The sequence below is a fragment of the Serratia symbiotica genome (assembly GCF_000821185.2).
GTDB classification, from domain to species: Bacteria; Pseudomonadota; Gammaproteobacteria; order Enterobacterales; family Enterobacteriaceae; genus Serratia; species Serratia symbiotica.
The window spans coordinates 2,524,036-2,536,852 of the sequence record NZ_CP050855.1; the positions used below are offsets into that span (position 1 = coordinate 2,524,036).

The following is a 12,817-nucleotide window of genomic DNA, read 5'->3' on the forward strand; positions in this document are numbered from 1 at the left end:
CGAGCGTGCAAGCTTTGCCAGAAGCGCCGCTCCCAGCACCAACGTATCACCTTCAGGTTACAGCAGCGGAGCGTTCCAGGAGGAAACAGCGTCCCAGCGATTTTTGACTGATCCCCTACCAGCCAGAGCATCAGTTTCATCAGGTTTCTTCATCATCGCTCACTGGTGGATACAGCAGACGTTGGCGCAGATAGCGCCATTCTTCCCTCTCCATGTTGTCCAAAACCAGCCACAGCCGCTGGTACTTGTTACCCTCCATGGGGTGCAGTGTCAGCAATATACCGTAATCCGGCATCCAAGGTTTTTTCACCAGTCGCCACTCGCGGCCATGCCAGTTGATGCGCCAGTCCGCCAGCAGGCGCAACTCGCCCTGCACTGCGGCGAGGCGTTTCTGGCTGCGGATACCTTGAAACACCACCAGTATCAGCAGCACTAGCCAGATCGGCCCGTAGCCTGCTGGCCAAGGCGAAATCAGGATCAGCAGTACCAGGACGCCATGCGTCAGCAACGAGAATAATTGGGTACGCCTGGAAATGCGGACATCACATCGCCACTGGGCCACGGGCTTTATTTCGCGACTGGATAAGAGCCACCATTCTTTGCAGTTCGCTGTCCTCAGGTGCGCCATGGTTCATCAGCCAGTTAAACAGATCGGGATCATCGCACTCTAGCAGGCGGATAAACAGTGCCTTGTCAGTATCATTTAGTTGGTCATACTCATATTCGAAGAATGGCATGATGGAGATGTCCAGCTCACGCATGCCACGGCGGCAGGCCCAATGGATGCGTGCTTTGTTGTTAATATCCATATTGTTATGACTCACCTCTTTTCTGCGTGGCGCTGCCATCGCGATATAAAACGAGCGACAAAGGATGCCCCTTGACCGTAAGCTTTAGAATAACAATTTGATATCACCATCGTGAAGGACGTTCTCAGCGGAAAATGTTCTAAAGCGCTCAATATCCCAAAAAGCGCTACTGGAGATGCAAACGCGAATAACAGTTTGCAAAGCTCGCCACCTCTTTTACCATGGGGAAACACACCTGAGAACCTATCCCAATAGAACAGGCGCAATTATTGTGGGCAATTTAGTAGCCTATTGGGATAGGTTCTATGCTAAACGCTGAGCAGGAACTTACTATGATCTATAACATTCCCTTCCCACCTCGTCAGCCTGTCGCCTCCTCGCATCTGCCCCTGACGCTGATCTCGTTAGAAGATTGGGCGTTAGTAACGCTAGAGGGGCCGGATACGGTGAAATATCTTCAGGGCCAGGTGACGGCAGACATCGACGCGCTGGCGGCTGACCAGCATGTGCCGTGCGGCCACTGCGATGCCAAGGGCAAAATGTGGAGCACCCTGCGCCTTTTCCATCGCGGGGAGGGCTTTGCCTATCTGGAGCGCCGCAGCGTGCTGGGCAGTCAATTGGCGGAAATCAAGAAGTACGCGGTATTCTCCAAGGTCACCATCGCCGCCGACAATGATGCGGTACTGTTGGGTGTGGCCGGTTTCCAGGCGCGCGCGGCGCTGGCAAGTACCTTCGCTATCTTGCCGGATGCCAAACATCAGGTGGTGCAAGAAGGTGATACCACCCTGCTACAGTTCACCGAACCGGCTGAGCGTTTCTTGCTGGTGACTACCACCACCGTTGCCGAGCAGCTAGTGACCAAACTACATGATCAGGCGGAGTTGAACGACAGCCGCCAATGGCTAGCGCTGGATATCGAAGCCGGTTACCCGATTATCGACAACGCTAACAGTGCACAGTTGATCCCCCAGGCCACCAACCTGCAAGCGTTACAGGGCATCAGCTTCAGCAAAGGTTGCTATACCGGTCAGGAGATGGTGGCACGCGCCAAGTTTCGCGGTGCTAACAAACGCGCACTGTACTGGCTGGAAGGTAGGGCTGGGCGCACGCCGCAGGCGGCAGAGGATCTGGAACTGCAATTGGGTGAGAACTGGCGGCGTACCGGCACGGTGCTGGCCGCCAGCACACTTGCCGATGGCACGCTGTGGGTACAGGTGGTGATGAATAACGATCTAGACGCCAGCAGTAAGCTGCGAGTGCGTGCTGACGCCAACAGCCAGTTGGCGATCAAGCCGCTGCCCTATAAGCTGGAGTCCTAGACGTTAGCATGTTGAACCCAGGCATAGGCCAGCGATCCAATACTGCAAAACAGTCTGTGATTAACAGATAGCTGGCGTAGTGCAGCCGTAACATCACGCTTGCTGGATGAGTGATGCAGCACATAGAAATCTATCCCGCTAGGCTATTTTATTTGTCATTTTGCATCTGGACACCGCACGTACCCCCTGTACGCGTCGGTTGTTGCACGCTGTCCGTATGCAAACTGGCTGCAACAAGGTATGAGTTCAACACGATATGTGGTGGTCGTAAAACAGGGATCAAACGTACAGGTAGATAGCCATAAAGTGGCAAACACTGCCACCAAGCACAAAGCCATGCCAGATGGCATGGCCGAAACGGATGCGCTTAGAGGCGTAGAAAATCACCCCCAGGGTGTAGACCGCCCCACCAACCGCCAACAAAGTCACACCGCCGAGCGCCAGATGCATCGCCAGTTGATAAATCACGATCAGCGATAGCCAGCCCATGGTCAGGTAAGTTACCAACGATAGCACTTCAAAGCGATGGGCAAAGACCAGTTTGAACAATACGCCCAGCAAGGCTAGCCCCCAGATTACCGCCATCAGCCCCTTGGCCAGCGGCGAGTTCAACCCTATCAGCAAAAATGGCGTGTAAGTCCCGGCAATCAAAAGATAAATCGCGCAGTGGTCAAACTTTTTCAGCCAGTGCTTCACCTTCTGATGAGGAATAGCATGGTAGAGCGTGGAGGCGAGAAACAGCAGGATCATGCTGCCGCCATACAGGCTGTAGCTGGTGATGGCCGTTACGTCTGCGCCAGTGTCCACCGCCTGCACCAGCAGCAGTACCAGGCCGACAATGCCGAATACCAGCCCAATGCCGTGGCTGATGCTGTTGGCAATCTCCTCCGCCCAAGGATAAGGTACGGCGGCGATTTTCTGGTCGCCAATTTTTTCTATGCCCTTTTTTCCCATATAGCAAAATCCTTTAAAACCTATATTGCTCAAGATTTCCACATCGCAGCTTAAGTTAAGAATAATTCCAGTGTACACGTGTAGGCTAAAATAAAACTGTGAATGTGGGTACGCCGCACAAAAAAGCACCGCATGATGCGATGCCCTCCGAATACAAATTTTGCCGAAACTGTTATTAGGCTATGTAGGTATGGCGCTGCTGGCAGTCAATGAGCAGGCACAGCCTAGTATTCGCTCACTGGCACACAGGAACAGAACAGGTTGCGATCGCCGTACACGTCATCCAGACGTTTGACGCTTGGCCAGTACTTGTTTTCGCGTACGCTATCGGTTGGGAACACCGCCAGCTCACGGCTGTAAGCATGCTGCCAGTCGCCGACCAGTTCCGCCTGAACGTGTGGCGCATTCACCAGCGGGTTATCTCCCAGCGGCCATTCACCTTGCGCAACGCGGTCGATCTCGCTGCGGATAGCCAGCATGGCATTGATAAAGCGATCCAGCTCCACCTTGCTTTCCGATTCGGTCGGCTCAACCATCAATGTGCCAGCAACCGGGAACGACATCGTCGGCGCATGGAAACCGTAGTCGATCAGGCGTTTAGCGATATCCATTTCACTGATGCCGGTCTCTTCTTTAAGCGGACGTATGTCGAGGATGCATTCGTGCGCCACGCGATGATCGCGGCCGGTATACAGCACCGGATAGGCGTCTTTCAGGCGGGTAGCGATATAGTTAGCGTTGAGGATCGCCACCTGGCTGGCCTGTTTCAAGCCCTCCGCCCCCATCATGCGGATGTACATCCAACTGATTGGCAAGATCGATGCACTGCCAAACGGCGCTGCGGATACTGCGCCCTGCTGGGTGGTCACGCCATCGATCTGCACCACGCTATGGCCCGGCACGAACGGTGCCAGGTGTGCTTTTACACCGATAGGCCCCATGCCTGGGCCGCCGCCGCCATGCGGAATGCAGAAGGTTTTGTGCAGATTGAGGTGCGAAACATCCGCTCCGATATAGCCCGGCGTGGTGATGCCTACCTGGGCATTCATGTTGGCACCATCCAGATAAACTTGGCCGCCGAACTGGTGCACGATCTGGCACACCTCGCGGATGGTTTCTTCATACACGCCGTGAGTCGATGGGTAGGTCACCATGATACACGACAGCGCGTCGCCTGCCTGCTCCGCCTTAATACGCAGATCGTGCAGATCAATGTTGCCGTTTTTGTCGCAGGCCACCACCACTACGCTCATACCCGCCATCTGGGCGGAAGCAGGATTGGTGCCGTGTGCAGAGTTTGGGATCAGACAGATATGGCGACCCACTTGATTGCGGCTTTCGTGGTAACGACGGATCGCCAACAGGCCAGCGTATTCACCCTGCGCGCCAGAGTTAGGCTGCATGCAAACTGCGTCATAGCCAGTCAGTTGCACCAGCCACTGCGACAATTGGCCGATCAACTGCTGATAACCCGCTGCTTGCTCAGGTGGGCAGAACGGGTGTAGGTCGGAAAATTCAGGCCAGGTGATCGGGATCATTTCCGCCGCCGCATTCAGCTTCATGGTGCAGGAACCCAGCGGGATCATCGCTTGGTTCAGCGCCAGATCCTTGCGCTCCAGATAGTGCATGTAACGCATCATCTCGGTTTCGCTGTGGTAGCGGTTGAATACCGGGTGAGTCAGGATCGGATCTTTGCGCAGCAAATTGGCCGGGATAGACTGGCTGTTTTTGCTCACCATTGCGTCCAGTGTGTCGATATTCAGGCCGTGTTTGTCACCCACCAGCAGGGTAAACAGCGTTTGCACGTCTTCGCGTGAGGTGGCTTCGTCCAGCGTAATGCCCACGGCCCCCTGAATGTCAGTGCGCAGATTGATACCGAAGCTCCGTGCACGTTCCAACAGCGCCGTTTTATCTTTCACTTCAACCGTCAGGGTGTCGAACCAGGTTTTATGGCGCAGCGTCAAACCGGTTTGTTGCAACCCAGCAGCCAGAATGTCGGCCAGGCGGTGGATACGCCCGGCGATGCGTTGCAGCCCCGATGCACCATGGTACACCGCATACAGGCTGGCGATGTTGGCCAGCAGCACCTGCGAGGTACAAATATTCGAGTTAGCCTTTTCACGGCGGATATGCTGTTCACGCGTTTGCATCGCCATGCGCAACGCGGTGTTGCCAGCCGCATCGCGGGAAACGCCGATGATACGGCCCGGCATTGCGCGTTTGAATTCATCGCGACAAGCGAAGAAAGCCGCATGCGGCCCGCCATAGCCCATCGGTACGCCGAAGCGCTGCGCGGAACCGAACACGACATCAGCACTCGGTGCAGCCAGCAGCACCAACGCCATAATATCAGCGGCTACGCTGGTGACGATGTTACGGGATTTCAGCTCGGCCAGCAGCGCGCGGTAATCGTGAAGTTCGCCAGTGGTACCCACCTGCGGTAGCAGCACACCGAATACCCCTTCCCACTCCCGCACTTTTTCAGCTTTATCGACAATCACCTCGAAACCAAAGGTTGCAGCGCGGGTACGCACCACGTCCAACGTTTGTGGATGCACGTCATCCGCCACGAAGAAACGGTTAGCCCCCTTCAGCTTGCTGGCGCGTTTAGCCAGCGCCATCGCTTCAGCGGCAGCGGTCGCTTCATCCAGCAGCGAGGCGGAGGCCAGATCCAAGCAGGTCAGATCGCGCGTCAGAGTCTGGAAGTTCAGCAGCGCCTCCAGACGGCCCTGCGACACTTCCGGCTGATAGGGAGTATAGGCGGTGTACCAGCCTGGATTTTCCAACATGTTGCGCTGGATCACCGGCGGCGTCAGCACCGCGCTGTACCCCATGCCAATGTACGATTTGTAACGCTGATTCTGCGAGGCGATCGCCTTCAGTTCGGCCAATGCCTGATGTTCCGTGGCCGCGTTGCCCACCGGCGGCGGCTCCGGCAACTGAATATCTGCGGGCAAAATCTGTTGGATCAGCGCGCTGAGCGTGCGTGCGCCCACCGTTGCCAGCAACGCCTGCTGTTGTTCCGCAGAAGAGCCGATGTGGCGCTCAATGAACGCTTCGCTGTGTTCAAGTTGGCTGAGTGTCTGAGTCATTGCTACACATTCCTGAATGCTTGCGTGGTACGGGATATCACCTGAGCTAAAACGCCCCGCTAGGTTTGGGGCGTCACATTGATTACTCGTCGATAGAAGCCTGATAGGCTCCAGCATCCAGCAGGTTGCCCAGTTCACCGACGTCGGACGCCTTGATACGGAACAGCCAGCCTTCGCCGTAGGGTGCGCTGTTCACCCGCTCCGGTGCACTTTCCAGTGCGTCGTTAACCGCAATGATTTCACCGCTGATTGGCGCGTAGATGTCAGAGGCGGCTTTCACCGATTCCGCCACCGCACAATCGTCACCGGCAGAGACGATTGTGCCTATTTCTGGCAAATCGACAAACACCATGTCGCCCAGCAATTCCTGCGCATGCTCGGTGATCCCTACCAAGTATTCACCATGACCTGCGTCACACACCCATTCATGGGAGGTGGCGTATTTCAATTCTGTTGGCACATTGCTCATCGCCAGTTACTCCTTTAAAGAAATGAGAGAATCAATCAATAAACATCAGTGAACCAGTGACTTGCCAGCACGGACAAAGCCGGGTTTGGTCACCTTGACCGGCATCTCACGGTTGCGGATCTGCACGATAGCCTGCTCGCCGACACCCATAGGCACGCGCGCCAAGGCGATGCTGAAGCCTAAAGTCGGAGAGAACGAACCGCTGGTGATCACCCCTTGGCGTGTCTGCCCCACTTCGTCGGTGAAACGCACTGGCAGCCCATGGCGTAGTACGCCTTTTTCCGTCATGATCAAGCCGACCAGTTGTTCGCTGCCCAGCTCACGCTGCTGTTCCAGGGCAGCGCGGCCGATGAACTGACGATCTTCCGGTATCCAAGCAATGGTCCAACCCATGTTGGCGGCCAACGGTGAAACGCCTTCGTCCATGTCCTGACCATACAGGTTCATGCCCGCTTCCAGACGCAAGGTGTCACGCGCTCCCAACCCCGCTGGCTTGACGCCTGCGGCCAGTAGCTGCTGCCAGAAGCCTGCCGCCTGCTCTTTCGGCATGGCGATTTCATAACCAGCTTCACCGGTGTAGCCGGTAGTGGCGATAAACAGATCCCCGCTCTGTACGCCGAAGAACGGCTTCATGCCTTCAACCGCGCTTTTTTGCTCCGGGGTAAATAGGGTGGCGGCGCGCTCTTGAGCCTGTGGACCTTGCACCGCGATCAACGCCAGATCGTCACGCACCGTCAGCGATACGCTATACGGCACGGCATGCGCTTCGATCCAAGACAGGTCTTTTTCGCGCGTGGCGGAGTTCACTACCAGGCGAAAATAATCTTCAGCGAGGAAATAGACGATCAGATCGTCGATCACACCACCGGAGTCATTCAGCATGCCGGTATACAGTGCTTTACCGGGTTGAGTAAGCTTGGCGATATCGTTCGCCAGCAGATAACGTAGGAAATCACGGGTACAGGCTCCGTGCAGATCCACGATAGTCATATGGGAGACATCGAACACGCCAGCATCCTGCCGCACGGCGTGATGCTCATCAATTTGTGAGCCATAGTGCAATGGCATCATCCAGCCATGAAAGTCTACCATGCGCGCTCCACACGCCATATGCTGGTCGTACAATGGGGTTTGCTTTGTCATCTTTTCCCTTTTTCCATTTGATCGCTAGAAGATAGGGGCAGTCACGCAATACGCCACTGATGCCATGGCGCACTGACTGCTCGGCAGAAACGCTGCGCTGGTGCAACCCAAAATTGCGGCCAACCCTGATAACGCAAACGTTACCTTTCCCTGAACTTATCACTGAACGCCCCCATTAACTATCAGTTAAAATAGGCTCGACAATGTTCAGGTACAGAAAAATGCCGGGCTAGTGTGTAGAGTTTTTCACTAAAAAAATGCGATTAAAGGCACAAAATAAAAAATTAGCAGGAAAAAACACGGGGTTATATAACATACCGGTGACCACACGCAGAATTCCGCCTTTTGATAGCCGACCAGCGGATTAGAAAAAATCATGATAAAAACACCTGAAATGAGATTATTTCAAATGAAGGGTGATTGAAGAAAACCAGGGAAATTCATAGGCTCCCACTGGGAGCCTGACCAGAAAGATTAAGAACCTATCCCATTAGCTATTTTATTTGCCATTTTGGCCCTGGGCAGTGCTCACCATCCCCACAGACTCTCTGTACGCTCAGCTTGTTCCACGCTGTCCGTATCCAAACTGGCTGCAACAATGTACGCCTACTGGAATTGGCTCTTGGCCAGCCATTCCGGCAAATCATTCAGACCCATCGCCTGACGCACCAGTTTCGGTTTGACACCCGGCAGGCTATCCGCCAGCCGTAGGCCAATGCCACGCAACAACTTTTTTACCGAATGATGGCCGTCGAACAACTCATGGAAACCTTGCATACTGGCTAACATCACCGCCGCACCGTGCTTGCGGCGGCGTTCATAGCGGCGCAGATACAGATGCTGGCCGATGTCTTTCCCTTGGTGCTGTAAGCGCCGCAGTTCGCAGATTAATTCTGCGGCATCCATAAAGCCCAAATTCACCCCCTGCCCAGCCAACGGATGCACCGTGTGCGCCGCATCGCCAACTAGCGCCAAGCGATGCGCGGCGAAACTGCGTGCATAGCGTCCCGTCAACGGGAAGGTCAGGCGCTCACTCTCCAAGCGGCAATTGCCCAGCCGCATGTCGAAGGCCATTGCTAATTGGCGATTAAATTGCTCCGGTGACAATTGCTTCAGCCGTTCTGCATTGAGCGGCGTCACTGACCAGACGATCGAACTCAGATACGGATCGCTGAACGGCAGGAATGCCAGAATGCCATCGCCATGGAATATCTGCCGCGCCGTGGCCAGATGTGGCACTTCGCTGCGGATGGTAGCTACTAACGCATGGTGACGATAATCCCAAAAGGTCAGCGGGATGTCGGCGTGCTGACGCAGCCATGAATGGGCACCATCAGCAGCGATCACCAACCGGGCACTCAACATACGGCCGTCTTCCAGCGTGATAAAAGCGTCGTTCTCGCCCCAAGCCACCTGTTTGAGCGCAGCTGGGGTAATCAGGGTGATATTAGACAAGCTTTCGGCACGTTTCCACAATACCTGTTGGATCACCGAGTTTTCGATAATATGGCCGAGATGGCTAAAGCCACACTCATCACCGCGAAAGGTGATTTTGCCGAAGCTATCACCATCCCACACCTCCATCGCGTGGTAAGTGCTGGCGCGCAGTTGGAGGATGTCCTGCCAGACACCGATATGTTGCAGCAAACACTCACTGGCAGCGTTGATGGCTGAGACGCGTAACGCAGGCAATTCCTGCGGCGGTGTCATATCCGGCTGCCGCTGTTCCAGCACCGCAATGCGTAGACCGCTGCCCTGTAGACCACAGGCCAGCGCCAGCCCTACCATACCGCCACCGGCAATAACCAAGTCAAATGATTGCATGCTGCTTATTTCCTTAAATAGCGCACCTCACGGGGCGGCGCGCTGATGTCAGTCTAACGTTCCACCCAGCCCAACGTGCGCTTGGCGAAGGCATTGCGCATCGCTGGCAAGCGCGCCATCGCCAGCAAACCCAGATTGCGGCCAACGATCAGCGAACCGTAGCAGTTAGCGAACAAACGGTTCAAACCATCGGTCACCGCAATTGTGGCTTGCTGATCCTGTTGCCGCCGTTGTTGATAACGGTTCAGCCATGCATAGCCACCGGGATCTTCGCCATTATACGCCGCTTCCGCCAGCGTTTCCGCCAGTGACATCACATCGCGCAGGCCGAGGTTAAACCCCTGCCCAGCGATCGGATGCAGCGTCTGTGCAGCATTACCCACCAACGCTAACCGGTGACTGACGTGCCGGTTGGCGGTCAGCAGGCTGAGCGGATAGCTATGACGTTTGCCAGCTTTTAGGATACGCCCCAAACGCCAGCCGAAAGCTTGTTGTAGCGCGTTGATAAAGCGCTTATCGTCCCAAGCATCAACCTGCTCGTGTTGTTCTCGCGCATGACACCACACCAGCGAACTGCGGCCTTGCGACATTGGCAGCATTGCCAGCGGCCCATAGCGGGTAAAGCGTTCAAAAGCGCGCCCCTGTGGATCTTCCGCAGTGGTGACATTAGCGATGGTGGCGAACTGCGGGTAATCACTCTGCTGCCACTGCATATTACAAGCCTGTGCCAGCGCAGAACGCGAACCGTCAGCCGCCACCAGCAGTTGCCCGCTGATACGCTGGCCGCTGTCCAGCAGCACCTCTACCTGCTCGGTGCTGCGGACTACATCAACCACCCGCGCCGGGCAGTGCAGCGTCACGCCAGGTGCCTTCGCCAGCAGCGCGAACAGCCGCTGACCGGCATCGTGCAGTTCGATCACCTGGCCGAGCGCAGCGACCTGAAAATCCTGCGCATGCAAATTAACAAAGCCAGCGTGACCGCGATCGCTAACGTGCACCTGGGTAATGGCCGTGGCGCAGTCGCGCAGCGCTGACCAGACGCCAATGCGCATCAACTGCTGACAGGTGCCTTGCGCCAGCGCGATAGCGCGGGCATCAAAGCCTGGGTGGCTACGGTCATCCGGGCGGTTAGCTTCAACCAGATCCACCGCCATGCTGCCCTGGGTTAGCACCGAGATAGCCAGCGCCAAGGTCGTCCCCGCCATACCACCGCCAACAATAATTACGCTCATTCGCTCTACCTTGCCGCCGCCATCAACGCTTCGATGGCGGCGGCATCTTTCACCACGCCAGCGGTCAGATTTTCATTGCCATCGGCGGTGATCAGAATATCGTCCTCAATGCGGATACCGATGCCGCGATACTCTGCTGGCACGTCCGCGTCCGGCGCGATATACAGCCCCGGCTCCACGGTCAGCACCATGCCCGGCTCCAGCACCCGATCGCGGTTCGGCGTGCCGTAAGAACCGACATCATGCACGTCAAGGCCCAGCCAGTGACTCAAGCCATGCATGTAGAACTGACGGTGCGCCTGCTCGGCAAACAGTTGTTCCACCTCGCCCTTCATCACCCCTAGCTCCACCAGCCTGGTAATCATGATGCGCACCACTTGGTCGTTAACTTCGCGGATGCTGGTACCCGGTTTAAACAACTGCAACGCACGCAACTGCACAGCTAGCACGATGTCGTACACCGCGCGCTGCGGCTGGCTGAACTTACCATTCACCGGGAAGGTGCGGGTAATATCACCCGCGTATCCTTGATATTCGCAGCCGGCGTCGATCAGTACCAGATCGCCATCACGCATGACACATTCGTTCTCGGTGTAATGCAGGATGCAGCCGTTTTCGCCGCTGCCGACAATGGTATTGTAAGACGGGTAACGGGCACCGAGGCGGGTAAATTCGTGGTGGATCTCCGCCTCCAGTTGATATTCAAACATACCAGGACGGCATTTTTTCATCGCGCGGGTATGAGCTGACGCACTAATTTCACCAGCGCGGCGTATTATCGCCAGTTCCTCCGACGATTTGAACAACCGCATATCGTGCAACCATGGACGCCAATCAGTTTGTGTCAGCGGCACCTGAAAGCTTTGGCGGCTCCCCTTGCGCAGTTTATCCAACGCGCCATACAAGATCCGATCAGCATAATCATACTCGCCCTGCGCGTGGTAGACCACATCCAGACCATTGAGCAGTAAGTGCAGTTGTTGGTTGATGTCATCGAACGGCAACGCGCGATCCACCCCCAATGTAGCCGGTGCAGCATCTTGTCCCAGGCGGCGGCCAAACCATATTTCTGATGTCAGATCACGCACTCTGTTAAACAGTACGCTATGGTTATAAGTCTCGTCGCTTTTGATCAAAACCAGCACCGCTTCCGGCTCGTTGAAACCGGTCAGATACCAAAAGTCACTGTTCTGGCGGTAGGGATAGTTGGAATCTGCACTACGCGTCACTTCCGGCGCAGAGAAAATAACCGCCGCGCTGGCCGGAGCCATTTTCGCCAACAACGTCCGGCGGCGGGTGTTGAATTTCTGCTGAGTCATTACCTTCTCCTGAAATCAATCCTTCCGCGTTCACCGCCTGCGGAACGGCAATATGACGTTCAATGCAACATCGGTTTGATGTTTTCTGGCGCTATCGGCGACTGATGGGTGAACTCGGTATGGCACAGAATGGCAGCAACCCGTACATATTCCACCACCTCTTCCAGCGACTGTTTCAACGTTTCCTGATCTTCATCTTCGTCATAGCCCAATTGAGCAATATTGCGCAGATCATCGATGGCCTCGCCGACTTCACCTTTCACCTGCGCCAATTTCGGTTGCATTATGCCCAATCCAAGCAGGAAATGGTTAACCCAGCCAGCCAGTGCATCGGCGCGTTCAAACACGCTGACGGTTTCACCTTCCGCCAGCAGCGGCTGGAACATAAACCCGTCATCTTCTAGCATTTTATGCGTTGTTTCGTACAGTTGCTGTAGTGGCTGGCTGAGTGATTGCGGGAAAGCCACACCGTCGTTGGTCAGATCGTGGATCAACGCCAGCCAGCTAGCGTCACGGCTACCACCGCACAGCAGGCCACTGATCAGGCCGTGCAATTCTGCCGCCGTCAGCGCTACAGCCTGCTGGTTGAGGGCTACGGTCAAAGATGAATAATTTGGAAATATGTTATGTGTAGACATGCGCATTCGTCATCGTTG

General features: G+C 55.6%; 11 protein-coding genes. 1 reads left to right on the forward strand and 10 read right to left on the reverse strand.

All coding sequences use genetic code 11. The features are described 5' to 3' along the window. Positions 1–139 precede the first annotated feature (139 nt). Both SYMBAF_RS12645 and sdhE read right to left on the reverse strand, forming a co-directional pair. A complete protein-coding gene (locus tag SYMBAF_RS12645) occupies positions 140–562 on the reverse strand; it encodes a protein YgfX (protein ID WP_040266965.1) in 423 nt (140 codons plus the stop codon). Continuing rightward, entirely contained in the window at positions 543–809 is a 267-nt protein-coding gene (gene sdhE, locus SYMBAF_RS12650; protein WP_006709290.1) for an FAD assembly factor SdhE, read from the reverse strand. The genes SYMBAF_RS12645 and sdhE overlap by 20 nt, the downstream gene beginning before the upstream one ends. A gap of 332 nt (positions 810–1,141) precedes the next feature. Between sdhE and ygfZ the strand changes: the two genes are divergently transcribed. Further along, positions 1,142–2,128 carry a tRNA-modifying protein YgfZ gene (ygfZ, locus tag SYMBAF_RS12655; RefSeq protein WP_006709289.1) on the forward strand — a complete coding sequence of 329 codons (987 nt, stop codon included), beginning with the start codon at positions 1,142–1,144 and terminating at the stop codon, positions 2,126–2,128. A 279-nt stretch (positions 2,129–2,407) separates the two neighbouring features. On the opposite strand, the gene trhA is transcribed toward ygfZ, so the two are convergent. From trhA to SYMBAF_RS12695, 8 genes are all read right to left on the reverse strand, one after another. Continuing rightward, the gene (gene trhA / locus SYMBAF_RS12660) at positions 2,408–3,082 is read right to left on the reverse strand and encodes a PAQR family membrane homeostasis protein TrhA (RefSeq protein WP_040266967.1); all 675 of its coding nucleotides are present in this window, start codon (positions 3,080–3,082) and stop codon (positions 2,408–2,410) included. Between the two features lie 224 nt (positions 3,083–3,306). Continuing rightward, positions 3,307–6,174 (reverse strand): aminomethyl-transferring glycine dehydrogenase, encoded by a 2,868-nt coding sequence (gcvP, locus tag SYMBAF_RS12665; RefSeq protein WP_040266969.1) that lies wholly within the window; start codon positions 6,172–6,174, stop codon positions 3,307–3,309. 82 nt (positions 6,175–6,256) lie between these two features. After that, entirely contained in the window at positions 6,257–6,643 is a 387-nt protein-coding gene (gcvH, locus tag SYMBAF_RS12670) for a glycine cleavage system protein GcvH (protein ID WP_040266971.1), read from the reverse strand. 45 nt (positions 6,644–6,688) lie between these two features. Then, positions 6,689–7,786, reverse strand: a complete 1,098-nt coding sequence (gene gcvT / locus SYMBAF_RS12675) for a glycine cleavage system aminomethyltransferase GcvT (RefSeq protein WP_040266973.1) — start codon at positions 7,784–7,786, stop codon at positions 6,689–6,691. Positions 7,787–8,392: 606 nt separating this feature from the next. After that, a complete protein-coding gene (gene ubiI / locus SYMBAF_RS12680; RefSeq protein WP_040266974.1) occupies positions 8,393–9,610 on the reverse strand; it encodes an FAD-dependent 2-octaprenylphenol hydroxylase in 1,218 nt (405 codons plus the stop codon). A gap of 53 nt (positions 9,611–9,663) precedes the next feature. Continuing rightward, positions 9,664–10,842, reverse strand: coding sequence for a 2-octaprenyl-6-methoxyphenyl hydroxylase (gene ubiH, locus SYMBAF_RS12685; RefSeq protein WP_040266976.1), 1,179 nt, complete (start codon positions 10,840–10,842; stop codon positions 9,664–9,666). Between the two features lie 5 nt (positions 10,843–10,847). After that, a complete protein-coding gene (gene pepP / locus SYMBAF_RS12690; protein ID WP_040266978.1) occupies positions 10,848–12,161 on the reverse strand; it encodes a Xaa-Pro aminopeptidase in 1,314 nt (437 codons plus the stop codon). 59 nt (positions 12,162–12,220) lie between these two features. After that, positions 12,221–12,799, reverse strand: a complete 579-nt coding sequence (locus SYMBAF_RS12695) for a YecA/YgfB family protein (protein ID WP_040266983.1) — start codon at positions 12,797–12,799, stop codon at positions 12,221–12,223. Positions 12,800–12,817: the final 18 nt, after the last annotated feature.

Bases quoted from the DNA above. Each gene is read 5' to 3' on its own strand.
- sdhE (WP_006709290.1), bottom strand. From the start codon at position 809: ATGGATATTAACAACAAAGCACGCATCCATTGGGCCTGCCGCCGTGGC.
- SYMBAF_RS12695 (WP_040266983.1), bottom strand. From the start codon at position 12,799: ATGTCTACACATAACATATTTCCAAATTATTCATCTTTGACCGTAGCC.
- ubiH (WP_040266976.1), bottom strand. From the start codon at position 10,842: ATGAGCGTAATTATTGTTGGCGGTGGTATGGCGGGGACGACCTTGGCG.
- trhA (WP_040266967.1), bottom strand. From the start codon at position 3,082: ATGGGAAAAAAGGGCATAGAAAAAATTGGCGACCAGAAAATCGCCGCC.
- gcvT (WP_040266973.1), bottom strand. From the start codon at position 7,786: ATGACAAAGCAAACCCCATTGTACGACCAGCATATGGCGTGTGGAGCG.
- pepP (WP_040266978.1), bottom strand. From the start codon at position 12,161: ATGACTCAGCAGAAATTCAACACCCGCCGCCGGACGTTGTTGGCGAAA.
- ygfZ (WP_006709289.1), top strand. From the start codon at position 1,142: ATGATCTATAACATTCCCTTCCCACCTCGTCAGCCTGTCGCCTCCTCG.
- gcvP (WP_040266969.1), bottom strand. From the start codon at position 6,174: ATGACTCAGACACTCAGCCAACTTGAACACAGCGAAGCGTTCATTGAG.
- gcvH (WP_040266971.1), bottom strand. From the start codon at position 6,643: ATGAGCAATGTGCCAACAGAATTGAAATACGCCACCTCCCATGAATGG.
- ubiI (WP_040266974.1), bottom strand. From the start codon at position 9,610: ATGCAATCATTTGACTTGGTTATTGCCGGTGGCGGTATGGTAGGGCTG.